The 24,626-nt window shown below is 62.0% G+C and carries 24 protein-coding genes; 18 read left to right on the plus strand and 6 right to left on the minus strand.

The features are described 5' to 3' along the window. The first annotated feature begins 24 nt into the window (after positions 1–24). The 3 genes from IPK70_06720 to IPK70_06730 are packed head-to-tail and all read left to right on the plus strand — an operon-like array spanning position 25 to position 4,182. Positions 25–432 carry a hypothetical protein gene (locus IPK70_06720; GenBank protein MBK8226852.1) on the plus strand — a complete coding sequence of 136 codons (408 nt, stop codon included), beginning with the start codon at positions 25–27 and terminating at the stop codon, positions 430–432. Then, complete coding sequence (locus IPK70_06725; GenBank protein MBK8226853.1) at positions 429–2,024, plus strand: CotH kinase family protein; 1,596 nt, start codon at positions 429–431, stop codon at positions 2,022–2,024. Before IPK70_06720 ends, IPK70_06725 begins: the two co-directional genes overlap by 4 nt. Then, positions 2,008–4,182 (plus strand): right-handed parallel beta-helix repeat-containing protein, encoded by a 2,175-nt coding sequence (locus tag IPK70_06730; protein ID MBK8226854.1) that lies wholly within the window; start codon positions 2,008–2,010, stop codon positions 4,180–4,182. The genes IPK70_06725 and IPK70_06730 overlap by 17 nt, the downstream gene beginning before the upstream one ends. On the opposite strand, the gene IPK70_06735 is transcribed toward IPK70_06730, so the two are convergent. The 6 genes from IPK70_06735 to IPK70_06760 all read right to left on the minus strand — a co-directional run bounded on the left by IPK70_06735 (position 4,183) and on the right by IPK70_06760 (position 8,284). Continuing rightward, positions 4,183–5,751, minus strand: a complete 1,569-nt coding sequence (locus tag IPK70_06735) for a hypothetical protein (protein ID MBK8226855.1) — start codon at positions 5,749–5,751, stop codon at positions 4,183–4,185. Then, positions 5,751–6,299, minus strand: a complete 549-nt coding sequence (locus IPK70_06740; protein ID MBK8226856.1) for a DUF4924 family protein — start codon at positions 6,297–6,299, stop codon at positions 5,751–5,753. The genes IPK70_06735 and IPK70_06740 overlap by 1 nt, the downstream gene beginning before the upstream one ends. A 5-nt stretch (positions 6,300–6,304) precedes the next feature. Further along, positions 6,305–6,949, minus strand: coding sequence for an OmpH family outer membrane protein (locus IPK70_06745; protein ID MBK8226857.1), 645 nt, complete (start codon positions 6,947–6,949; stop codon positions 6,305–6,307). A gap of 62 nt (positions 6,950–7,011) precedes the next feature. After that, positions 7,012–7,548, minus strand: a complete 537-nt coding sequence (locus IPK70_06750; protein ID MBK8226858.1) for a hypothetical protein — start codon at positions 7,546–7,548, stop codon at positions 7,012–7,014. Then, entirely contained in the window at positions 7,527–8,075 is a 549-nt protein-coding gene (locus IPK70_06755; protein MBK8226859.1) for an archaeosortase/exosortase family protein, read from the minus strand. Before IPK70_06755 ends, IPK70_06750 begins: the two co-directional genes overlap by 22 nt. Before the next feature lie 2 nt (positions 8,076–8,077). Continuing rightward, on the minus strand, positions 8,078–8,284 hold the full coding sequence (locus IPK70_06760; protein ID MBK8226860.1) for a hypothetical protein: 207 nt from the start codon (positions 8,282–8,284) through the stop codon (positions 8,078–8,080). 171 nt (positions 8,285–8,455) lie between these two features. Between IPK70_06760 and IPK70_06765 the strand changes: the two genes are divergently transcribed. The 15 genes from IPK70_06765 to IPK70_06835 all read left to right on the plus strand — a co-directional run bounded on the left by IPK70_06765 (position 8,456) and on the right by IPK70_06835 (position 24,619). Beyond that, entirely contained in the window at positions 8,456–10,879 is a 2,424-nt protein-coding gene (locus IPK70_06765) for a polysaccharide biosynthesis tyrosine autokinase (GenBank protein MBK8226861.1), read from the plus strand. Further along, positions 10,876–11,757, plus strand: coding sequence for an ABC transporter permease (locus IPK70_06770; protein ID MBK8226862.1), 882 nt, complete (start codon positions 10,876–10,878; stop codon positions 11,755–11,757). The genes IPK70_06765 and IPK70_06770 overlap by 4 nt, the downstream gene beginning before the upstream one ends. Next, positions 11,754–13,016 carry an ABC transporter ATP-binding protein gene (locus tag IPK70_06775; protein MBK8226863.1) on the plus strand — a complete coding sequence of 421 codons (1,263 nt, stop codon included), beginning with the start codon at positions 11,754–11,756 and terminating at the stop codon, positions 13,014–13,016. The genes IPK70_06770 and IPK70_06775 overlap by 4 nt, the downstream gene beginning before the upstream one ends. Further along, positions 13,016–13,858 carry a sulfotransferase gene (locus IPK70_06780; protein MBK8226864.1) on the plus strand — a complete coding sequence of 281 codons (843 nt, stop codon included), beginning with the start codon at positions 13,016–13,018 and terminating at the stop codon, positions 13,856–13,858. The genes IPK70_06775 and IPK70_06780 overlap by 1 nt, the downstream gene beginning before the upstream one ends. 6 nt (positions 13,859–13,864) lie before the next feature. Beyond that, positions 13,865–14,836: a sulfotransferase gene (locus tag IPK70_06785; protein ID MBK8226865.1), complete on the plus strand. Its 972-nt coding sequence runs from the start codon at positions 13,865–13,867 to the stop codon at positions 14,834–14,836. 14 nt (positions 14,837–14,850) lie between these two features. Beyond that, positions 14,851–15,978 (plus strand): DegT/DnrJ/EryC1/StrS family aminotransferase, encoded by a 1,128-nt coding sequence (locus IPK70_06790; GenBank protein ID MBK8226866.1) that lies wholly within the window; start codon positions 14,851–14,853, stop codon positions 15,976–15,978. Next, the gene (locus IPK70_06795) at positions 15,975–16,676 is read left to right on the plus strand and encodes a WbqC family protein (GenBank protein ID MBK8226867.1); all 702 of its coding nucleotides are present in this window, start codon (positions 15,975–15,977) and stop codon (positions 16,674–16,676) included. Before IPK70_06790 ends, IPK70_06795 begins: the two co-directional genes overlap by 4 nt. Beyond that, positions 16,673–17,620, plus strand: a complete 948-nt coding sequence (locus IPK70_06800) for a hypothetical protein (GenBank protein MBK8226868.1) — start codon at positions 16,673–16,675, stop codon at positions 17,618–17,620. The genes IPK70_06795 and IPK70_06800 overlap by 4 nt, the downstream gene beginning before the upstream one ends. Before the next feature lie 182 nt (positions 17,621–17,802). Next, entirely contained in the window at positions 17,803–18,366 is a 564-nt protein-coding gene (locus IPK70_06805; GenBank protein MBK8226869.1) for a GNAT family N-acetyltransferase, read from the plus strand. Beyond that, positions 18,363–19,628, plus strand: coding sequence for a phosphotransferase (locus IPK70_06810; protein MBK8226870.1), 1,266 nt, complete (start codon positions 18,363–18,365; stop codon positions 19,626–19,628). The genes IPK70_06805 and IPK70_06810 overlap by 4 nt, the downstream gene beginning before the upstream one ends. A 148-nt stretch (positions 19,629–19,776) precedes the next feature. After that, on the plus strand, positions 19,777–20,526 hold the full coding sequence (locus IPK70_06815; protein MBK8226871.1) for a class I SAM-dependent methyltransferase: 750 nt from the start codon (positions 19,777–19,779) through the stop codon (positions 20,524–20,526). Then, a complete protein-coding gene (locus IPK70_06820; protein ID MBK8226872.1) occupies positions 20,523–21,482 on the plus strand; it encodes a glycosyltransferase in 960 nt (319 codons plus the stop codon). The genes IPK70_06815 and IPK70_06820 overlap by 4 nt, the downstream gene beginning before the upstream one ends. A gap of 32 nt (positions 21,483–21,514) precedes the next feature. Then, positions 21,515–22,528, plus strand: coding sequence for a sulfotransferase (locus tag IPK70_06825; GenBank protein ID MBK8226873.1), 1,014 nt, complete (start codon positions 21,515–21,517; stop codon positions 22,526–22,528). A 5-nt stretch (positions 22,529–22,533) separates the two neighbouring features. Further along, positions 22,534–23,802, plus strand: coding sequence for a glycosyltransferase family 2 protein (locus IPK70_06830; GenBank protein ID MBK8226874.1), 1,269 nt, complete (start codon positions 22,534–22,536; stop codon positions 23,800–23,802). Continuing rightward, positions 23,690–24,619, plus strand: coding sequence for a glycosyltransferase (locus IPK70_06835; GenBank protein ID MBK8226875.1), 930 nt, complete (start codon positions 23,690–23,692; stop codon positions 24,617–24,619). Before IPK70_06830 ends, IPK70_06835 begins: the two co-directional genes overlap by 113 nt. The last annotated feature ends 7 nt before the right edge of the window (positions 24,620–24,626 follow it).

The raw sequence follows: 24,626 nt of genomic DNA on the forward strand, positions 1-24,626 counted from the left end.
CTCCGCCATCTTCGTCGGGCACGCATGCGCAGTGAGGCCGATCGCTGGTTAGGGGCGCTCTTCCATGGATGGGTGGAGCTGCTCACGCTGTTCACTGTGCTGCTCACCGCGCTGGCGCTCATGGGTTGGGCCTGTAACCGGGGCTTCCGTCCGGCTGACCGCGGTCCATTGGTGAGCGTGCCCTTGCTGATGGCGGGCACGGCCATGGTCGTGCTCCTTCGCGCATTCCGTGAAGAGCTGATTCCCGCGATCATCATCGCCGTAGGGCTCGTTCTGGCGGGTCTGTTGGGCCGCAGCATGCATCCGCGCGGCCTCTGGATCCCTGCGATGGCCTTCGCCTCACTGCTTGGCATGGGACGCAATCTCAGCGCACTGGCCCTCGGGCTGGTGATCCTGCTCGCGCTGCTCTTCAGCGCGCGCCAGCAGCGATGAAGAAGCCCAGCTCACCGGCTGCGATCCTCCGCATCGGCTTCACGGTGCTGATCCTGCTTTCAGTCCTGGGCTTCGCGGTCTCGCTAGGCCCATCGCGCGCCGCGCGCATTGCTGGTGCTGCTGTCGCGAACGTGCTGGTCGATGGCTTCGCGGAACAGCCCGGAGAGCACCGCATCCCCATCATCGACCTGCGCGTCGATCCTGCCGCGCTCGACAGCCTGAATGCCGACCTGCCCTGGAGCGGTGGCACCAATGTGAGGGCCCGGCTGCTCGACAACGGCGTGGAACACAAGGTGCGCTTCCGCTATCGAGGGATGTACACGCCATCGCATTTCCTCGGGGGCAAGAAGTCCTTCCGCCTCAGCATGAAGCGCAGCAACCCATGGGCGCCTTACCGCCGCGTCAACGTGATCAATCCCAAGGCGCACAATCTGGTGAACAACCACATGGCCGCGTGGGTGGCGGGCAGCATGGGCGTGCCGGTGCCGATGGATGAGATGGTCTTCGCGCGCATCAATGGCCGGGACGTCGGCGTGATGGAGCTCTACGAGCAGGTGGACGGCGACTTCGAGCGGAACCGTCACCTGTGGCCGAAGCAGGTGCCCGTGTACAAAGGCGATTTCCCGCCGATCAAAGGGCGGGCCCTCTCCAAGGGCCGCACGCTCTGGGCCGATGCCGCGCACTGGGAGTACAGCAGCAAGGCCGATAGCACGATCGCGCATGCCAAGCTCCTTCGGCTCATTGCCGCGCTTCAGAAGGACACCCTGCCCATGGCCGCTCACCGGGACAGCATCGCCGCGCTGCTCGATGTGGATGCCTGGCTCCGCTATGAGGCCGCGTTGCTGGTGATCAACACCACCCACATCGATCAGTACCACAACCAATGGCTCGTGCTGAACCCGCGCACAGGCCGCTTCTACCCGGTGCTCTGGGATGCGCTCATGCTCTTCGCGCCGCCCGGCGCGCCGCTCTACTACGTGAACGACGCCATGAGCTGGTGGACCCTGCGCATGCCGGAATGGCGCCTGCAGCGCGACCGTTACGCGCACGAGGCCATGCAGCGCTTGCATCGTGGAGGCGAGTTCAACCGTCAGCTCGATGCCGTGGTCGAGCGCATCGGTCCTTCGGTGCTTGCCGATCGCAACAAGTTCGGGAACGTCACCTTGGAGCCGGAGGATGTGCACCGCGTCTCGCTGCTGCATGTCATCGGATCAGTGGCCGGCTTGCGCGATGGAGCCGCTGCGCATTGGGAACGGACGCTGGATCGGCTGGAGCGTGCCGAGGCGGTTGTCGATCGCGGCGCGGCGCTGCGCATCCGCTCGGAAGCCGAAGCCCCGATCCGCCTGCACTGGACCGAAGGGCCGCAGCAAGTGCTGGTGAACGGAGAGGCCGTGCAGGCAGAACCGTTCGCGAATGGTTCGACCATCGTGCTGCACCGAGAGCTTGTTGCGAAGGAGGGCGGGAAGGATCATCCCCTCGCCGACAAACAAGCACTCGTTGTTGCGCCGCTCGATGCCACCATCGATTTCGGCGGATCCATCCCTGCGTCGCTCATGCTCACCAATGCCATCACCGATGAGCCGGTCCGCTAGGCATCGATTGATCGGTGCGCGGGCCTGGCTCATGGCCGTGGCGATGGTGGCCATGCTGCTCTTCGTCGGGTTCCGCTTCGTGGATACCGACCGGCTTGCGGGCGATTGGCCCTTAGGCATCGAGCATCATGAGGTCGATGGCTACGCAGCCCTGCTCGATTGGCGCTCTGATACGGCTTCCGGCACAGCTGAGCGCTACTTGATTTCCAGCGCGCCCGAGGCGTGCCTTATGGAAGAGCGCGGACCCGGATGGAACACGCACTGGTTCGAGGCGGAAGGCTTTGGCGATTCGGTCGAGGTGCGCCGCTTGCGAACGGAGCCCGGTGGTTTCGTCATCAAGTTCAAGCGTTCAGAGCCGTTCCGTTCGCAGCGGCATATCGTGCTGTCTCCAGCACGTGTGTCAAGCATGCGCGCCAAGTACCTCGAGATCCTTGCGGATGAATTGGGGCTGATCACCCCGGAGGTGAGCTTCGTGCGCATCATCGCCTGCGGCAAGGACCAAGGGCTCTTCCTGAAAGAGGAACGCATCGACGACGACTTCCTGGAGAAGCGCGGGCTTCCGGGCGCTGCCCTTGCGGAGTTCGGCCACGACGCTTCACGACCGGACCACCTCTTCCCCGACTTCGATGATGATTCGCTGGCGATGACCGATCTCACGCCTGTGCTTGCACGGGCATACGGTGAGCTCGCCGCTGGCCGCACGGATCTGCTTCCTTACCTGGTCGATGCGCGCGCCGCTGGTGCGCTCTTGGTCATGGCTTGGATCGAGCATGGGCCATCGGCCTTCGATCATGCGCATGTGATGGCTTACGATTGGTCACGCGGACGTTTGGTGCCCTTGTACCGACGGAGCCGTGCGAACCCGGTTGCAGGGACCGCCGTCCCGTTCCGCATGAGCGATCCACTCACCTTGGCGATAGTGGATGGCACGATCCGCCAGTACGTTCGCGAGCGTTGGTCGAAGCTGAGTGATGAGGCCTGGCGCGTGCGCGAGCGCTTCGCCGCGATCGATCGGGCATGGCTGCCCATTCTGGCTGAAGGCCAAGCGTTGGCCGTAGCGCAGGCGCGCATGAAACAGATTCAGGAGGAATTGCTGGGATCCGCGATGCTCGCCGCCGACCCCATCAAAGGGCTCGAAGCCTCCTTGGCCCGGCACGCGGGCGATGCATCGCTAAGCCATGGATTAGCGCCCACCGGCTATTGGCCCGGCGAGGACGATGCTGCCATCCTCGTGCGGATCGCTCAACGCACCAAGGCATTCGTGCGCGGCGATACGCTCGTGTTCCCGCGTGGCCGCTACCTCATCTCCAGCGACCTTACGGTGCCTTACGGCCATGCATTAGTGATGGAGCCCGGGGCGCGCATCGAGATCGCCGCTGGAGCAAGCGTCATGGTGCAAGGTCCCTTGCAGGTGCGCGGCACCAAGCGCAATCCGGTCTTCATCCGGCCTGCGGAGGACGGAGCCCCCTATGGCAGTTTCGCCGTCATAGGCGATGGCAGCATCGATGTGCGCATTGAAGGCCTGCAGATGAGTGGCGGGAGCGAGGTCAGGCTCAACGGCGTGTACGCCAGCGGCATGCTCGCCATCCACGGCGCCGCGGGGACCATCATGCAGGATTGCGTGATTAGCGGGTCGCACGGCGAGGATCTCATGAACATCAAGGGCGGCGAGGTGCAACTGCGCGATTGCATCTTCGAGAACGGTCACGCTGATCTGCTGGACTTGGACCGCTGCACAGGAGTCGTTGATCGCTCGGTCTTCCGCAACGGCCTCGCGGATGCGAACGGCGATGGCCTCGATGTGAGCGCTTCGCGCATCCTCGTGACCGGCTGCACATTCTCGAATTTGAAGGATAAGGGCATCAGTGTGGGCGAAGCGAGCCAGGTGTTGGCTATGGATTCGCGCTTCGATGGGAATGCCGCGGCGCTTGTCTCCAAGGACCTCAGCGTCGCCTTCGCTTCGGGCAATCGGTTCACCGGCAACGGTGTCGCCTTCGCGGCTTATCGCAAGAAGCCGATCTACGGCGGCGCACGACTGGTGCGCTACACCAACGTGCTTGAAGCGAATGCGCGTGATGAGCAGGCGGACGAGCAGAGCGCCATCATCACCGAGGCGGTCCTCGATGAGAAGGTGCGCCGCATGTTCGGGATGCCTTGATCAGGGAATGAAGATCCCTGCCCGATCCACCGGCCGTTCAGCGCTGCGGTCCACTGCGCCTTGCAGGAGCAGTTCATCGGTCGGCGCCTTGTCAATCGGATAGAGCACCGCATCGGGCTTGTCAAGGAAGATCACGTCGCTGATGGCACCTTCATTCAGGCGCACGCGGATCCGGCTGCAATCAGCGCGGTTCACACCGAAGACCTCATCGGCGCCGTCTTTTTCTTCACGTGTGAAGTAAACCGTGCGGGCATTGCCTTCCACATCGAGGCGGTCGAGCGCATTTTCCACGAAGTAGCCGGTCATGACGGTGCCGGTCACTTGATCGTAGCGGCTGCTGTCGGCGCGCGAGAGCAGGAATCCGTTGCCGCGCACATGCAGCCGGTGGGCCTTGCCATCCTTGAGGGCGATGCGGATCGTATCTCCGGTGATCTGGTCGGCGCCGTTCCAGAGCACGGGCCGGTGATGCATGCGGATCAGGCTGTCGGCATCGCTGAAGAGCAGGGTATCGCAAGCGCCTTGCAGGTCGCGCTTGAAGAAGCGCACGCTCCGGCGCGCGGTGATGCGTCGGCCCGGGCCATCAGGCGCGGTGAAGAGCGTGTCGCCATGCACGAATAGCGTATCGTCGTCCATGCGCAGCTGCAGCTCGGCTTGTCCGGTGATCATGCTGCGCTCGTCGCGCTCGCTGTAACGGCCTTCGCTTCCCAAGGCGCGCAGGTCGCCGCTGCTGTCGGTGATGGCCACATGGCCCCAAGCCCAGCCGATCCCGCCAGCGCGCTCGTAGTGCAGGCTGTCGCCCTCGATCATCCGGCCCTTGCTGCGCACTTGGGTCCGGCGGTTGAAGCGGGCGCGTTCGTTGCGTGTATCGTATGTGCCGCCGAGGGTGCTGATCTCGGTCTCGCCTTGCGTGATCGCGGTGGGCCCGAAGAAGGCCGCGATGCCGGTGGTCGTGGCGTAGTGCATGGTATCGCCGGTGATGCGGCGATCGGGGTGCTCCAGCAGCACGTTGCTGCCGAAGATGAATCGGCGTTGATCAGCGAGATAGGTGCCGGTGCCGCTGGTGAGCACGCTGCCGTCATCCTGGTTCACGATACGCCCGCCCTGGCTGTAAACGGCACGCTTGCCGCGCAGGTCGTAATCGAGCGCGGGAGCTGTGAGCTCCATGCTGCGGTCACGCAGGCGCACATTGCCCTCGAGGCGCGCTGCGCGCTGCTGGCCGTTGTAGCGCAGCAGGTCGGCGTCGGCGCGGAGCGAATCGCCCTGCTCGATGCTCACGTGACCGAAGGCATCCACGCGCTGATCAGCGAAGAGGAGCGCGCTGTCGCACCGCATCAGCGCTTCGGCATGCTTGAAGCGCACGTTGCCGCGGAGCCGTTGCGCGCCGCTGGCCGTCTGGTCATAGAGCCACACGTCGGCATTGAGGATCTCCACTTGACCGCTGGGGGGATCAACGCTCGATTGCCCCGCGAGCAGGCCCGGCGCGGATACGATGGTGAGCAGCAAAAGGACGCGCATGGCGCCGCGCAGGCGCAATGGGCATGCCGGGGCCGAAGGGCGCGTTGCGGGCATCAATTCAGGGAGACGCCTGGAAGACGGCGCATCTGTCGGTAATGCGCGCTGAGCTGGTCGAGCATGGCACGGATGGCGCGATCGTCCGTGAGCGTGGCCGGGCTGATCTCCTTGCCTTGCGATCGGAGCATCATCACGCCGTACACCGCCGTGAGCGCGCTGGTCACCGGTCCTTCGGGGTCGCCGCCGGCATGCTGCTGCACGGCGGTGATCCCGGCCTTGGCCTTTTCGAAGAGCGCTTGGTAGGCCTCGTCCTCGATCGCCTCCAGTAGCGCCTCGTGCAGGTGCTCGAGCTCGTTCATCACTTCTTCCAATTCGCCCAGATGGCCTGCCCGTTGGATCCCTTCAGCGCGCATTCGGGCGATCAGCTCCGTGTACCAGCCACGGAGCCCGGCCTTCGATTCCTCGTCGCCTTCGGCCTTCGCGATGAGTTCCTGCTCCACGCGGCGCATGTCGAGGTCGAGCGCCCGCATCAGGTCCTCCACCTGCCACATGCCGATCACGTAGCCGGCAACGTTCTCCTGCAGTCGATGGGCGAGTGGGTTCATCCGGATCACGGCTTGGCGGCCTTCGCGGCGCGATGGCGCGCGTTCAGTCCATCGACCAGCTGTTGGGTGAGATCGAGGCCCTCGTTGCCCACCCAGATCTGCCCGCCCCCCTGCACGCTGAAGATGTAATCGAATCCGGCCGTTGCGTTGAACTCCTTCAGGTATTCCTCCAGTTCAGCGGCGATCTCCTTCAGCATCTCCGCCTCCATGCGCGCCAGGCGTTCCTCGCCATCGGCCTGCATGCCCTGCAGCTTTTCCATCAGCCCGCGCAGCTCGGCCTCGTCACGCTGCATTTCTTCCTTGGTGCTGTAGGTCTGGTCCTTCTGCATCAGCTCCTGGTAGCGCTCACGCGCCTTGGCCTGCTCGGCTAGAAGCCCAGCCTCCAATCGGCGCCCTTCAGTGATGTAGCGCTGGTCCTTCTCCTTGATCAGCTCGTAGCCCAAGCGAAGGCTGTCCATGCGGAAGAAGGCGATGCGGGCGTGCTCGATCGCGCTGCTATCACCATTCGCGGAGATCATTTCTGACGTGACCTCTTCTTGCGGTGGCTTAGAGGTTTCCACCGCACCATTGCGGCTCACCAGGAGCCAGGCCACCACGCCGGTGAGCGCGAGGTTCCAGATTACAAGGAAAGTGGGCAGGGGTTTGATCATGGGCTTTCGGCGCTGCGCGCGAAGGTATTCGCCTCCAGGCGTAGCCCCATTCTGTCGCGTGCTCAGTGCTTTCGGATCCAGCTCAGCACCCAGATCAAGAGCACAGGCACCGGGTATTGAAGGGCATGCAGGATGGCAATGCCCACGTGCCGCAGCGGCGCGAGTACAGGCGCAGCGAGATGGCAAGCGGCCGCGATGCCGCCGAGGACGATGAAACAGATCAGGATGAAGGCGGCATGCCGGTGAGTCCCGAAGCGGGCTCGCGCCATGCCCATGGAAAGACCCGCCATGGCGGACATAAAGACGAGGGCCGTCAGCCATTTGACCCGCAGAGCGTCCTGCAGATCCCAGCCCGCTGCCCAATCACGGAAGACCGAATGCGCGTAGTTCCGGTCGCGGGCGTTCGCCAGGTAGTCGATTTGGAAATTGATGTTGACGGCCATGAATTCACGCGCGGCCCCAAGCAGGGAGGCCAAGGCCAGCCAGAGCAGGCTCAACAGGGTGCGTCTCCTCGCTTCAAGGCGACTGATGACCGAGCTTCCGGTACGCATGGTTAAATCCCGGATGGCGCCCGTACTCATGATGATCGCCCGCTCCATTTGCCGAACCGCATCACCCAGAGGTACCAAAGGCCGAAGACAGCGCCATAGACCACCACATAGAAGGTGTAATCGTGGTTGAATTCGAGCCAGCCGATCCCATGGGTCACCACCACGCACAGGACGGCCACCCGGAGCGCATTGAGCAAGTGGATCAAGGCGATCCCGGCGGGGATGAACCAGGCCTTGTGCTTCCAAGGGCCCGGGAAGGCGATGATGAAGGCCACGAAGACCGCGAAGAGCGGGATCCCATTGCACGCATCACCGATCCAGAGGTGGCTGCCGCCTTGCACACCGATGTACCGCTCGAGGTCGATCCGGGGCTCGGGCAGCATCTCGTAGCCCAGGCCCTCGAGCACGACGGTGGCGATGCCTACCAGGTTGTTGATCACCGCTCGGTCGAGGCCGCCCCACGGATGCAAGGCCAGATGGTAAGCGGCGAGCCAGGCCAGCCAGAGGCCAGCGCCAACCACCACGAACCGTACGAGCGGGTCGCGCCAATTCAATGAGCCGGAAAACAAGGGCATGCCTACTGCTCGCGCCGCCGCAGCTGCGCAGCCTTAGCTCCGCCGAAGAGCAGGCCTGCAGCCAGCAATGCGCTCAATCCGCCATCAATCGGGATGCAGGGCGGGGGCCAGCAGGGCGGAGGCCCACCAACAGGCTGTGCCAGCAATGCGCCGGCGCAGGGAAGCACGACCAATCCGAGAACGAAGAGCGCGCGTAGGGTCTTGGACATCAGTTGAAGGAATGCTGGGGTCGCGGCCAAAAGTATCGAAACCATTCGGAACAGAGCAAGGCAGTTTTCGACCAATGCCGGGCGCGGGGAATCCTCCACGAACCCCCGCCTATATTTGGCCGCTTTTCCAAGCGCCAAGCCGCGCTGTGGCAGGCCTCCCGCGCCCGTTCGATGTCCTCGACCAAATCCCAGCAGCGCAACAGCATCGTCGATGCCAAGGATGTGCGCGCTTTCCTGCGCATCGCCGGCAAGAATTGGTACTTCGTGGCGGTGGCCTTGGGGGTCTCGGCGGTCCTGGCGTACCTGTACAGCTACAAGCTGCCTGATGTCTACGGCGCGCGTACCCAGATCCTGTTGCGCGATCGGGAGGTCTACGACTACCAGACCCAGGTGTACAAGAGCATCGGCTATGTGGGGATCTACAGCGACATCGTGAACCAGAAGCGGGTGCTCACCAGCTACGATTTGGTGAACCGCACCCTGGACAAGCTCGATTTCGACGTGTCCTACTTCATCGTGGGCCGCTTCAAGACCACGCAGCAGTACGGCAACATGCCCTTCAAGGTGAGCATGCAGGTGCTCACCAAGCGGCTCTACGATAAGCCGATCGACCTGAAGATCACCGATATCGACCATTACGAGCTCAGCTACGACAAGGGCGGTGAGGTGGTGCGGAAGACCTTCCGTTTCGATGCGGACGAGAGCGATGAGGATTTCATCATCCGGGTGGACCGCTCCCCGTACATGAGCTCGAAGAACCTGCCGCAATTGGCGCAGACCGATTACCAGTTCGTGCGGCACGATCGAGTGCGGCAGGTGAATGAGCGGATCAAGTCCATCAAGGTGGACAACCAGGAGTTCACCACCATCCTCGAGGTGACCACCGAGGATGAGGTGTCTGAGCGCGCCAAGCTCTTCCTTGATTCGCTGTCGGCGGAGTACATCAAGTACACCCTCAAGAGCGAGTACGACATCAACGAGAACACCATCAGCTACATCGATAAGCAGCTCGCGGAGGTCACCGTGGTGCTCGATCAGCACGAGCATGAACTGCTCAGCTACAAGGAAGACAAGGATGTCATCGATCTCGAGCGTGAGGAGGGCCTCTTCTTCAACGAGATGGTCACCTTTGACAAGCAGCGGCGCCAGTTCGAACTGGACATGCAGGCGCTCGATGCTTTGGAGGACTACGTGCTCAACAGCGAGGATGAGCGCCTGCTGCCCCCGGCCACCTTCATCATCGAGGACGTGTTCCTGCGCGACATGCTCGCGAGCCTGGTGAAGAAGCAGATGGAGCGCAATGCCATGCTCTATTCGGGCACCGCGGCCAACATGGCGGTGCAAGAGGTGGACAGCACCCTGCAACGCGACCGGGCCAGTCTGCTCACCTACATCAAGAATGCCCGGAGCGCGAAGAGCGGCCGCATGTCCGATGTGCAGTCCCAGATCGGCGATTATGAGCGGATGCTGCGCCTGCTCCCCAAGAAGCAGCGGGACATGATCAATATCCAGCGGCGCCTTGCGGTGAACGAGCGCCTTTACACCTTCCTGCTGGAGAAGCGCGCCAGCACCATCATCGCCCGGGCCGGCATCGTGCCGCAGACCAAGGTGATCGAGACTGCGCGCACCTTGGGCGTGATCAGGCCTGACAAGACCAAGATCCTCTACACCTTCATGCTCGGCGGGGTGGTGGTGGCGCTGTTGGTGGTCTTCATCCGCGTGATGTTCTACGACCGCATCGAGAACGCCGATCAGCTCAAGGAGCTCACGCCGCTGCCGATCTACGGCGAGATCATCGCGAGCGAGAAGGCCGAGCAGAACTATGTAGTGGTGGACAGCGATCCCAAAGCCGCCATCACTGAGAGCTTCCGCACCGTACGCACCAACCTCGAGTATGTGCCCGGGCGCACCGATGGCGGCAAGGTGGTGATGGTGACCAGCTACCGGCCCAACGAAGGCAAGACTTTCTGCTCGGTGAACTTGAGCGCCATCCTGGCCAAGGCCGGCAAGCGCGTGCTGCTGCTCGAACTCGACCTGCACAAGCCCAAGGTGGCCACCGGCCTGGGCATGAGCAGCCCCACCGGCTTGAGCAACGTGCTCATCGGCAAGCTCCCTTGGCGCGATGCGGTATTGCCCACGCAATTCGAGAATTTCTACGTGATGCTCAGCGGCCCTACGCCGCCCAATGCCTCGGAGCTCGTGCTCAGCAAGCGGCTCGAAGAGCTCTTCAATGAGGCGCGCCTGGAGTTCGATTACGTGTTCGTGGACACCCCGCCCGTGGGCCTCATCACCGATGCGCTGCTGATGATGCGCTACGCCGATTGCACGCTCTTCGTCGTGAACACGCAGTTCGCGAGCAAGGACCACGTGACCAATGCGCTCGACGTGCTCCAGACCAATCCTGGCTCCAACGCGGGCTTCATCCTCAACGGCGTCCGGATGAAGAAGAGCAAGTACTACTACAATACCAATTATGGCTACGGCTACCGCTATGCCTATGGCTATGGCAGTGGCTATGGCTACGGTTATGGCTATGGCCGGCGCTCCCGAACGAAGGAAGGCTCCAAGGGCGATGCCAGCAACCAGTCGGAATGAGCACGAGCAGGCATGAGGCGCTGGCCGGCAAGGCCGATGAATGGGATGTGGTGGTCCGGCCCGACAGGGCGTGGTGGAACATCGAACTGCGCGAGATCTGGCGCTACCGCGACCTGTTGATGTTGATGGTGCGGCGCGACCTGCTCGCTGTGTACAAGCAGACGCTCATCGGCCCAGCCTGGCAGGTGCTGCAACCCTTGCTCACCTCCATCATGTTCGCCGTGGTCTTCGGCATCATGGCGCGCATGTCCCCATCGGGGATCCCGCCCCTGCTCTTCTACCTCAGCGCCGTGGTGCCCTGGGGCTTCTTCAGCGGCGTGGTCACCCGCACTTCGCAGACCCTTTTGAGCAATGCCGCGCTCATGACCAAGGTGTATTTCCCGCGCTTGGTGGCGCCCATGGCCACCGTGATGGCCACGGGCTTCAACTTCCTCGTGCAGCTCACGGCCTATTTCGCGTTCGCCCTCATCTACGCGGTGCTCGGCAAGCACCCGTGGCCGGTCGGCCCGGAGGTTGTCATGCTGCCTGTGCTCATTGTCATCATTGCGGTCATGGGCTTCGGCGTAGGCATCGGGGTGAGCGCCCTCACGGCCCGCTTCCGCGATTTCGGCCTGCTCATCGGTTTCGTGGTCCAGCTGCTCATGTACGGCAGCCCGGTGATCTTCCCCTTGTCCATGACGGTACCGGGGAGCAAGATCCGCATGGCCCTTGAACTCAATCCGCTCACCCCGGTGATCGAAGGCTTCCGCGCGGCGCTGCTTGGCCTGCCCATGGAATGGGCCACCTTGTGGTACAGCGCGGGCATGGCGGTGGCAGCGCTCACGATCGGACTGGTCCTCTTCCAGCGCGTGGAGCGCTCCTTCGCCGACGTGATATGAGCGCTCAGCAAGACCTCGTGATCCAGGTTGAGGACCTGCGCAAGCGGTACCGCCTCGGCGTGATGGGCAGCGACCTGCTGGCCGAGGAGGCCGCCGCGCTCTGGGGTCGCATGCGCGGCCGGACCGATGCGATCAAGAAGCGACGTGCGCCAGAGGGTGAGCAGCGCGTGGGCGATTACTTCTGGTCACTGCAAGGCGTCTCCTTCGAGGTGCGGCGCGGCGAGATGCTCGGGATCATCGGCCGCAACGGCGCGGGCAAGAGCACGCTCCTCAAGCTCCTCTCCCGGATCTCCCTGCCTACCGAGGGCACCATCCGCATGCGCGGCAAGGTGAGCAGCTTGCTGGAGGTGGGAACGGGTTTCCATCCGGAACTCACCGGGCGTGAGAACATCTACCTCAATGGCGCGATCCTCGGCATGCGCAAGGCCGAGATCAACCGGAAGCTCGACCAGATCATCGCCTTCAGCGGCATCGAGCACCACCTCGATTCACCGATCAAGCGCTACAGCAGCGGCATGAAAGTGCGCCTCGGCTTCAGCGTGGCCGCGCATCTCGATCCGGAGATCCTGATCGTGGATGAGGTGCTCGCTGTGGGCGATGCCGAGTTCCAGCGCAAATGCCTGGGCAGCATGCGCGAGGTGGCCTCCAGTGGGCGCACCATCCTTTTCGTAAGCCACAACCTGGTGAGCCTGCAGAGCCTTTGCACCCGTGCCATCTGGCTTGAGAAAGGACGGCTCCGAGCGGAAGGCCCAACGGATGAACTGGTGCGTGATTACCTGCTCGTTAGCACGCACCAGCACAGTGCGCAGGAATGGGCCGAAGGGAAGGGCCCTGGAACGGAGGACCTGCGCCTGGTCTCCGTTCGCGCGATCAGCGATGAACCTTCGGGAGCCTTCACCACCGATTCGGCCGTCCGCATCGAGATCGAGCTGGACAACCTGGGCATCGCCGACGCCGACCTCGATATCCGGCTGCAAGTGCGCACCGGCAACGATGCCATCGCCTTCAGCAACGACCTCTCGGCCAGCCAACCGGCCCGGTTCTGGAATCTCGGACGCAGCAAAGTGGCCTGCACCATACCCGCGCAGCTGCTCAACTCCAATACCTATCGTTACCACTTGGTCTTCTTCCGTCAAGGACGGGTCCTCTTCAAGGCGGAGGATGTGCTGAGCTTCGATGTGCACGAAGGCGCCCGTTCGGGCTCCACCTTCCGCAAGATGCCCGGTGCGGTGCGGCCCATGCTCACCTGGCAGCGGTGATGGCAGCCATGCTCGGCAAAGCGCTGTTGACGATCACGCGGCCATTGCAGCCGCTGATGCCGCGCATGGTGCCGGGACTGGTGATCGTGGGCGCCCAGAAAGCAGGCACCACAACGCTGTTCGACCTGCTGAGCCAGCATCCGAAGGTGATTCCTCCAGCCGTGAAGGAGATTGACTTCTTCAGCAGCGATGAACGGTACGGGGCAGGCCTCACCGCGTATTGGAAGAGTTTCCCGCGCAGGCCCGTGGCCATGGGCAGGCACATCACCTTGGAAGCATCGCCCAGCTACCTCATGTCGCCGGTGGCAGCGCAGCGCATCGCACGGCACCTGCCTAAGGCCTTGTGCCTGGCAGTGCTCCGCGATCCCGTGTCCAGGGCCTACTCCGCGTGGAACATGTACCGCCAGTTCAAGGGCGGCAAGCACCACCGCTTCCACGATCCAAGGACCTTTGAGCAGGCCGTTGCCGATGAACTTGAAGGCAAGCCATGCCACGCGCATCATGCCTATCTGGCCAACAGCACTTACGCACCACAAGTGGAGCGCTTCATCGACCATGTCGGAGCAAGCGCATTGCTCGTGCGAAGTTTCCTTGAACTCACCCGTGATCCGCGGGCCCTCGTGAACGATGTGCTTACCCGGCTGGGGATCGAGACTTTCCCCGCAGGCCATCCGGCATTCGCTACCCGCAGCAACGCACGTGCGTATCCGTCGGCTATTCCTGCGGACCTCGCCGCTCTGCTGCATGCGCATTTCGAGCCTGACCTTCGCGCCTTGGAAGGCATGGTCGGTCATGCCTTGGACATCGTGGATGCGGCGCCACAACAAGACCCGAAGCCATAGGGGCGCATGAGCACGGCCCGTTACCACCCGATCCTGGATCCGTCGAGATTGGTCTTCATCGTGGGTTCACCACGCAGCGGAACCACATGGCTGAGCCGCATGCTGGGCGATCACCCGCAGGTCGCAGCGCTGGATTATGAGCTCACCTTGTTCTCGGCCTACCTCGCGCCGGTCCTCAGCGCATGGTCGAAGGAAGCCGGGCGCTTGGAGCGAACGCAACGGCCCTTCGGCATGCCAGCGCTCTTCTCCAACGAAGAGTTCATGAGCGCTTTGCATGAAGTTGCCGCCCAGGTCTATGCTCGCGTGCAGGCCCGCAAGCCCGGCGCCACGCTCATCCTCGACAAGCATCCGGCTTACGTGCGGCATCTCTCCGCGATCGCCGCGCTGATGCCGGGCAGCAGGTGCATCCATCTTGTACGCGATGGGCGCGCTGCCATTTCCAGCATGCTTGCCGTTCCCGACCTCATGGGGCATTCGGGCACTTCAGTGCAAGCCGCTGCACAAGAATGGGCACAGAGCACTGCGATGGCGCAAGTCCACGGCGCCGCGTTCGGCCCCCGCTTCTGCACCGTGCGCTACGAGGAACTGGTATCCGGAACACCCGGCCAACTGGCGGCGCTCTTCGCATTTCTTGGGATCGACGACAATGAAGCGCTTTGCGAGTCCATCGCTGCGAATCACCATCGCGAGAAGGGCCTTGTTGCGCAAGGGAAGGGCGTTGCATCGGTTGTTCGCCGGACCTGGCAGCAACACTTCACCCTGATTGATCGCTATTGGATCGATGCCATCGCCGGGGCCCAGCTGCGCCATTGGGGCTATGCCAAGGAGGGCTGGTGGGCAATCGCTTCGGCCGATCGCCTGCGTATGGCGCTGTTCCCGCTGCGCGTGCGCCTCGGCGAGTCGCTTCGGGCGCTGAAGCGCATCTGGTCCTCGCCGATCACGCGCCAGGTGAGGCCCAGATCCAGAGGCGGACGGTAACTTGCACGACCCCCATGGCGGACACCCCGATCTACGTCACGCGCAGCTTCCTTCCTCCGCAGGAAGAATACATGGCCTTGCTCCATGAGGCCTACGAGAGCCACGTGCTCACCAACAACGGCCCCTTGCACCGCCGCTTGGAAGGCGCCCTGCGCGAACGGCTCGAAGCACCGCATCTGTTGCTGATGGCCAATGGCACGCTCGCGATCCAATTGGCGATGCGCGCGCTCGGCGTGAAAGGCGAGGTGATCACCACGCCCTTCAGTTACGTGGCCACCACCAGCGCGATCCTGTGGGAAGGCTGCACGCCGGTCTTCGTGGACATCCGACCCGATACGCTCTGTATTGACCCGGAAAAGATCGAAGCGGCGATCACGCCCCGCACCTTTGCCATCCTCGCAACGCATGTGTACGGCATCCCCTGCGACGTGGAGGCCATCGATGCCAGCGCCAAGCGCCATGGCCTGAAGGTGATCTACGATGCCGCCCACGCCTTCGATGTGCGCTACAAGGGCAGGCCCATCACTTCCTACGGTGATGCCAGCACCTTGAGCTTCCACGCCACCAAGCTCTTCCACACCGTGGAGGGCGGTGCTACCATCGTGCACACGCCGGAGATCGAGCGCAGCACCCGCCACCTGCGCAGTTTCGGCCATGTGAATGACGATCACTTCTCCCTGGGCATGAACGCCAAGATGAGCGAGGTGCACGCCGCCATGGGCCTGGCCGTGCTGCCGCACATGCCGGATATCCTGCGCAGCCGGGCGGCGCTTGCTGAGGTGTACTCGCAAGCGCTCATCGATGCCGACATCACGCGCCCGGTGGTTCCGGCCGGTACCGAGTACAACCACGCCTACTTCCCGATCCTCCTCCGTGATGGTGCCAAACGGCAAGGCGTGATCGAGGCCTTGGCAGCGAATGGCGTTCACGCGCGGCGGTACTTCTACCCATCACTGAACAAACTGCCTTACATGAACGGCGAAGCGATGCCCGTTTCCGAGGACGCTGCCGACCGCGCGCTCTGCCTGCCTTTCTATCCGGGCCTGCCAGAGGAGACCGCACGCTGGATCGCAAGTATCGTTAACGCGGTCGCCGGGCCGCGAGGCCAAGTCGGCGTGGTGTCGGAATCCCGGATGGCATGAGGCTCGCGATCATGCAGCCTTACCTGTTCCCTTACCTTGGGTACTTCCAGCTCTTCCAAGCCGTGGATCGCTTCGTGGTCTACGACGATGTGAGCTTCATCAAGCAGGGTTGGATCAACCGCAACCGCATCCTGGTCAACGGAGCGCCGCACATGTTCACCATGCCGTTGAGCGGCGCAGGTTCGTTCACAGCGATCAACGTTATTGAACTTGGAAAGGAGTACGCCCCATGGAGGTCAAAATTCCTTAGAACGTTGATCCAAGCTTACGGGAAAGCTCCGCACCACGCGTCGGCAATAGCGGTAGTGGAGGAGGTCCTGCGTCCCGATCGTACGAACCTCTCGGAGTTGCTTATCAGCGGTATTCGGGTCGTCATGGAGTACCTGGACATCCGGACCGAGTTGATCCCGGGCTCCGCGATCTACGGGAATTCGAAACTCACCGGGCAGGAGCGACTGTTGGACATCTGCGCCAGGGAAGGGGCCAGCGAATATGTGAACCCGATTGGAGGGAAGGAACTCTACTCGAAGGAAGCCTTCGCCGATCGAGGCATCAACTTGTGGTTCGTGCGTAGCTTGCTGAAGGCATACCCCCAGTTCGGTGGTGAATTTCAACCAGGCCTGTCCATTCTGGATGCCATGATGTTCGTTGCACCATCGGAACTGAAGGGCATGTTGAACGATCATACCTTGGAATGAGCTCCATCGGCGGATACTTCGGCATGGAGTTCGGGTCCGGAAGCCCTCCGCATCCGCAGGCGATGGCGCTGAACCTGGGCAGGCATGCGCTGGCTTTGGTCGTTCGTTCCCGCGGTTACAGGCGCTTGCACGTCCCTCGCTACACCTGTGATGTTCTTGGTGGACCGTTGAGGAGCAGTGGTGTGGAACTGGTCTTCTACGGATCGGACGATTCCATGGACCCCCTGTTCGATCCACAAGGGGTCGATGAAGGAGAGGGATTCCTCTACACCAACTACTTCGGCCTGAAGGACCGCACTGTAGCGCGGATCGCGGCCGTGGGGCGCAACCTGATCGTGGACAATGCCCAGAGCTTCTATGCTCCGCCCTTGCCGGGTGTGGACACCTTTTATTCCTGCCGGAAATTCTTTGGTACGCCGGACGGTGCATACCTCTATTCGAGCGCGTGTTCCATCATCGACCTGGAACGGGATCGCTCCTATGATCGCTTAGAGCATCTGCTGCGCGCTGTGGACCAGGGAACAGAAGAAGGCTATCCGTACTTCCTTGCGCACGAGGAAGCGTTGGACCGTATTCCCATGCGGGCGATGTCGCACCTGACCACGGCGATGATGGCCGGCATCGATCACGCGGAAGTGCGCGCGAAACGACGGAGGAACCGGGACCAGTTGCACCGGGAATTGAAGGACCGCAATCTCCTTCCCATCGATCCAGCGGGTGCTGAGGTCCCCATGGTCTATCCGTTCCTCACCGAGGACAGGACACTGCGCGAACGTTTGCTCGCCCACCGTATCTATTCGCCACGCTATTGGCCCGGCCTGCTCGGTCCGGTAGAGGCAGGCACTGCCGAACAGCGCTTGGTGGACTCGATCGTGCACCTGCCCATTGACCAACGCTATGGAACCGAACACATGGATCGGGTGCTGGAGGTGGTGATGAAGTGATGTCTTGGGTAGCGTTGCAAAGGACAGCGGGCGACATAACATTCAGCGCCCGGCGGTTCTTGAACCAGGGGGCGGTTCGGCAAGGCACTGATGCACAACCTGTAGGGTTGCATATTTTGCAGCGCCTCAGCGGGCACCTGTCCGCCCAAGTGTGCATCACTCCAGCGAAACGAACATCGATCATGGATATTCACGGGAAGAAAGTGGTTCTCAAGGCCATTGAGTTGGCGGATCTGGACCAGTTGAACAAATGGGCTAACGATCCGGAGATCCAGATGATGCTGGGCGGCTGGCACTTTCCAACGAGCATGGAGGATCAGCGCAAGTGGTTCAATTGCCTTTCGGCTTCGTCCCTCCATCAACGGTTCGCGATCCACACGGTGGAGCACGGTTTGATCGGAACGGCCAACATGGTGGACGTTGATTGGAAGAATCGCAACGCGTTCCATGGAATGATGCTTGGTGACAAGGACATCCGTGGGCTGGGTTACGGATCCGATACGGTGATGGCGGTGATGCGCTACGCATTCGAAGAACTTGGTTTGGAGAGGCTGGATGGCTCGATGATCGAGTACAATTCAGCTTCATTGAAGCTCTACGTTGGAAAGTGTGGCTGGAAGGAGGAGGGACGGCAACGCAACTGGTATTACAGGCAGAACAGGTACTGGGACCGGATCATGGTCGGTGTCACACGCAAGGACTACGGTGAACTGGTGGAGCGCACCGGTTATTGGTCCGGTCAATGACCATAGAGGGCTCAGATGGTATGGCCGCTTCCGATACGCCGGGAAGCAACGCACTTTCAGTGCTGCAGCGTTCGATACGACCGGAGATGCTGGCGCAGGATGCCATGCGGATCTCGCTGCTTTTGCGGGAGGTGAAGAATGATCGAGCAGTGCTGCGGTTCATGGAGGAGGTATGCGAAAGGCATCCATCCTCCGTGTACATGCATCTTCTTCTGGCTCAACTGCATGCTTGGCGTGGCGATCAAGGTTCTGCGCGAAGGACATTCGACGGATTGATGTCCATTGCAACGGACCTGAACCTCTCGCGGATAGAACGATCGATCAGGGACCACATGGGGGATCCCAGTGCAGAAGTGCACACCACCTACTCAATGCTCCCAGGGAACGGGGTTCAGAACCTGGGGTTCTATGAGCATGTTGGACGTTCAGGCCCAAGCACATATTCGTTCGTAACGAAGATCTCGACGAGCGGCTTCTTTGGCAACGAACCGCGATTCTACACGCGTTTTATCGAACGATGGCCCCAGCTTCGTCCGCTCGCCCCAAGGATGGTATGCTTCGCCAGATCGGAACGGATCGATGTGTGCATGCTGACAATGGAAAAGGTGGATGGCCGCGAGCCGGAGATCGCGAACATGGAAGTGCAGGCGGTGGACGCATTGGTGCGGGGCTACGTCGCGTTGCTCTCGGTTGATCCGGTGGAAGTGGAACAATATCTCCTTCCACGCCCCTTTGCCATCGGATTCAATCACGGGTATTTGGTCCAGGCGTTGCATGGCATCCAGGAGCCCGGTTCGGCCGAAATGGTCATGCTATGGCTCGAAACCGCGATCCGCAGCAGGGGTTATTCCATCGAGGTTCAACGGAAGATCTTGGATCTGGTGAAGTTGATGCGCGACGGACAGTTCAATGAGCGCATTCGCCCTGATCTCCATTTCACCTTCCTGCACGGTGATCTTCACCGGTATAACATCCTGCAATGGCATAGCGGATACTTGTTCATCGATTGGGCGCATTGCACTACAGGTCCCGCCTATGCGGATCTTGCCGTTCTGTTCCGTCGATTTGGCTTCCTCGGAACGGTTGGCATCCTGGAACGGAATGGGCTGTGGTCGAGAATGGATGATGTTGGCAAGGCGTTGTTCGCCTATTCGTTGATCCTGGTCAGTGTCATGATCGATATCGACCCGATCAAGAAGGAGGATCCAGAGCACCTTTTTCTTCCAGCCGCGCGCTTTATGGAAGGGGTGATCACCGCGTGATCGAGGCACGTTCGTATTGGTCCAACGAGAGGTCCGCTGCATGCTCAAGCCGTACCTTTCCGCCCGGTTGTGAACGGGTGGAGCAACACCCGCAGCCGTTGATGCCATGGATACAGGGGAAACGAACGTTGCAGACAAGGTTGAGCGCATGAAGGCGCTTTACATCGAAACGACCAAGCATTCACATTATCAGCGGATGCCTCGGTTCCTGGAAGGTCTTATCGCGCCGGAGGATCTGCGCAAAGCACACGACCGTTTCGATGAGCAACGTTTGGACTATTTCGCGTCCAAATTGGATTTTGCAGGCAAGCGCGTCCTCGACATCGGCGCGAACACGGGCTACTTCACATTTGAGGCTTTCGAAAGAGGCGCACGCGAGGTCATCTGCTATGAAGGCAATGCTGAACATGCCGAGTTCATTCGATGCGCTGCAGGAATCTTCGACCGCAAGGTGGTGGTCCAGGAGAAGTACCTCGACTTTGGCGCACCCGTCCCCGAGGCACCTTTCGATATCGTGCTCTTGTTGAACGTGCTGCACCACGTTGGCGATGATTTCGGGGACAAGTCTATCACCATCAATCAGGCAAGGAAGAAGATCATTGAGAACATGAACGCCTTCGCCAGCCAGACCGATCACATCATCGTGCAGATCGGCTTCAGTTGGCAGACCGATTACACGAAGCCTTTGTTCCCGAGGGGGTCGAAGGGTGAGGTCATTGAGTTCTTCCGGGCGGGTATCAAGGGCTATTGGGAAGAGGTCGCCATCGGTATCGCCGAAGTCAGTGATGGTGTCACTCGATACGTGGATCTCAATGATGGCAACGTCCAGCGCGATGATTCCATCGGCGAGTTCCGGAACAGGCCCATCTTCATCCTGAAGAGCGTGATTCGTTCATGAGCGGACCACCAGCTCCCAAGGTCTCTATTCTTTGCACCGCATACAACCACGGAGCCTACATCCGTGCCGCCCTGGAAGGGTTCGTTTCGCAGGAGACGGACTTCCCCTTCGAGGTGATCGTCCACGACGATGCTTCCACGGACGATACAGCGGACATCATTCGGGAGTACGAGCAGCGCTATCCGCAGATCGTTCGGCCCATCTACCAGACCGAGAACCAGTACAGCAAGGAACGGGGCCGGGTGACCCGCCTTGTTCACGAAGCCGCTCAGGGAACCTATTGGGCCATGTGCGAAGGGGACGATTATTGGTTGGATCCGCACAAGCTCAAGGACCAGGTCGCCATGCTGGAGGCCGATGCCAGCCTGAGCGCATGCTTCAGTGATGCATGGAGCGAGACAGACGGTGTGCGAACCAGCTTTCAACCGGATGTGGGTGGCATCGTTGGCCCCCGAACTAGCATTGGACTGGATGATCTGTTGATGGAGAATTTCATCCCCACGGCAACGTTGGTCATGCGTCGCGACCGGGTGATCCCGCTGCCACCGGAACTTTGGAACGCGCCTGCGGGGGATTGGATCATTTCCGTTCATCTAGCCAGGCAGGGTCGCATTGCGTTCCTCGATCGCAAGACCGCGGTTCGCCGCCGTCACGCTGGGGGAGTGATCTCCATGAAGCACGAGGTGGACAAAGGCCTCTTCACGGTGGCCTGCCTCAAAGCGATCCGTGAGATGGTTCCACCTGCAGAGCAAGCCATTATCGATGAGCGGGTGAACGGCCTGAACCGCACCGCAATAGAGCTGGCCTATCAGAAAGGCGGTCGTGATGCAGCGCTTAAGGTCTGGGGCACCTTTAAGGGCCGTGGTTTTGACGTGCGTCAACGCTGGCGCTGGTGGATGCTGCTGCATAGCCCCGGTCTGATGCGCTTGGTGGGAAGGCTGCGTGGCCGCCGCTGAGTCTTGTTTACGCACCTTTGGCGGCACGGGTCATGGGTCAACGGCGCACAACGGAACATGCACGCAACGCGGGCCTCGAACAGCTATTGGCAGAGCTGAACGCCGTATTGGGAGGCGCGGAATCGGGCATGCACGAGCTTCCCGCTGAGCCTGCGCATCCGATCATCCTCGTGGTGGCGGCACCGCGCAGCGGCACAACCTTGTTCATGCAATGGCTGGCAGGCACTGGCCAGGTGTGCTATCCGAGCAACCTGCTCTCTCGCTTCTATGCTGCCCCGTACCTCGGCGCACGAATCCAGCAGCTCATCGCTGATCCGCGCTTCAATTTCAAGGATGAGCTGGCCGATGCAAGCAGCTACACGATCCCATTCACCTCTTTGCTGGGCAAGACCAAGGGTTTGCTGCAGCCCAACGAGTTCTGGTACTTCTGGCGGCGCTTCATCCCCAATATGGAACCCGAGTGGATCACGCCCGAGCAAGAGGCACTGATCGACACCGTTGGCTTCAGGCGCGGCATTGCGCACATCCAGTGTGCCTTCGATAAGCCCTTCGCCGCAAAAGGGCTCATCCTGCAGTACAATCTAACCGCGCTGCACCGCATGCTGGGCAAGGTCCTCTTCGTGCATATCGCGCGTGAGCCATGGCGAGCCGCGCATTCCTTGTTGCGTGCGCGCATGACCTACTATGGTGATGAAGGTGCGTGGTATTCGGCAAAGCCTCCCGAGTATGAAGTGCTCAAGGAGTGCGAGCCGGCAGAGCAAGTGGCCGGTCAGGTGATCTGCACGCAAGCGGCCATTGAGCGGCAATTCGCTGAGTTGCCCGATGCATGTCACCTCACTGTCGGCTTCGATGCATTCCGCAATGATCCCGCGGCGCTGTATCGCCGCATCGGGGAGCGCATCGTGGGCCTGGGCGGCTCTTGGGATCCCCTGTACACCGGCCCGCACGAATTCGAGTTGCGCGAGGTGCCCTTGGAGCCGTCGCTCGAAGAGCGCCTCCGCAGGGCCTGTGCCCGATTCCAAGGCATCGTGCCGCAGTTGAGCTGATCGCCGTGCAGCCGCTCGTCTCCATCAGCGTCACCGCATACCAGCACGCAGCATTCCTCGCGGCCTGCCTCGAGGGCATCCTGATGCAGCGATGCCCCTTCGCCTACGAGGTCCTGCTCGGGGAGGATGACAGCACCGATGGCACGCGCGCCATCGCCGAGCGCTATGCGGCGGAGCACCCCGATCGCATGCGCCTCTTCCTGCACCGCCGCGACCAGATGATCCGCATCGATGGGCGGCCCACGGGCAGGCACAACTTCCTCAACAACCTGCGGCATGCGCGCGGCCGCTACCTCTGCCATATCGACGGCGACGACCGTTGGACGGATCCCGATCGGCTGCGCATCATGGTGGAGAAGCTCGAGGCGGAGCCGGATCTCGGCATGGCCTTCCACAACGCGATGAACGTATGGGCCGATGGGCGGAGCGAGCCTTTCCTTCAGCCGTCCAGGGCCAAGCCCCGGTTCACGTTGGAAGAGCTGACCGCTTCCAACTTCATTCCCACATCCGGTGCGATCTGGCGCTGGGAGGCAGGCATGCCGTTGCCGCGCGCATTCCATGAAGCCCCCTTCGGTGATTGGGCGCTCAATATCCACTTCGCCCTTCAAGGACCGATCGGATACGTGGACCGCGTGATGAGCGAGCGCCATGTCCATGAGGCGGGGATCATGTCGAGCATGCACCGGCAGGTCGAGCGACGGGCTACCGCACTGGCCTACGAGGTGATGCACGGACAGGTCGGAGACCGGCTCGCGCCCGAAGCCATCGCGCGATGGCGGAATCAGATTGTGCAGGGCATGGAAGACGCTCTGCGAAGCAGCGATCGGCCTCAGATGGCCTGGTTCCTCTCGCATGCCGGCAAGCTGCCCGATGCAAGGATCAGCCAGCGCCAGCGCGCCAGATGGTGGCTGCAGCTGCATTTCCCGCGCCTCATGCGCGCCTATGCCCGGCTGCGTTTCCTGATCTCCATCTTTGGCGGCCATGCGCATCGCCATCGCCACGCCCAGCCACAATGTGTACAGCGAGACCTTCATCGCCGCGCACATCGAGCGGCTTGCGGGGGTAGAGCTCGTCCTATCCGGCGGCGAGTTGCCCAGGCGGGTGGTCAACGGACCGGAGCTGCGCCAGCATGGTGGCTTCGCCTTTGCGCGCGATCAGGTGATGGCGCGTCTGCTGCGGACCGATCAGCGCGGCTTGCTCTCGCGGCGGATCGCAGCCGAGCTGCGCAAGGCACGCATCGAGGTGGTGCTGGCAGAGTATGGGTCCACGGCTGATGCCATGCGCGAGGCCTGCAAACGGGCGGGCGTTCCCTTGGTCGCGCACTTCCACGGCTTCGATGCGCACAAACAGGTGGTGATCGACGAGAAGGGCGGCTACCGGGCGCTCTTCGCGCAGGCCAAAGCGATCGTCGCGGTGAGCCGATTCATGGAACAGCAGCTCCTTCGCCTTGGAGCCCCGCGCGAGAAGCTGGTGTACAGCTGCTACGGCATCGATGTGGAGCGATTCACCGCTGGTGATCCCGTGCAAGCGCCGCCGCACTTCGTGGCCGTGGGCCGCTTCGTTGACAAGAAGGCGCCGCACCTCACCCTCAGCGCCTTCGAGCGCGTGGTGCAGCGCGTGCCCGAGGCCAGGCTCACCCTGGTAGGGCAGGGGCCCCTGTGGGAGAGCTGCGTGCAGCGCGCAGCCTCGGCACCGCTTTTGGGCCGGGTTGACCTGCCCGGTGTGCTCGGTCCCGAGGACATCGCTGCCTTGATGCGCGGAGCGCGCGCATTCGTGCAGCACAGCATGCGCGCCCTCAGCGGCGATTGCGAAGGCACGCCGCTGGCGGTGCTAGAGGCCATGGCCACCGGCATCCCGGTGGTGTCCACGCGCCATGCAGGAATAGCCGACGTGGTGCAGCATGGGGTGCATGGCCTCCTCTGTGATGAAGCGGACGTGGAGGGCATGGCGACGAACATGGAACTCGTCGCGCGCGATGCGGAGATGGCAGGCCGGATGGGAAGGGCCGGACGAGCGAAGGCGGAAGTGGAGCACCGGGTGCAGGACAGCATCGCACGCTTGCAAAGCGTGCTCGAAGGCGCGGTGGCATGAGTTCCCG

Source organism: Flavobacteriales bacterium (assembly GCA_016712535.1).
Taxonomy (GTDB): Bacteria; Bacteroidota; Bacteroidia; order Flavobacteriales_F; family PHOS-HE28; genus PHOS-HE28.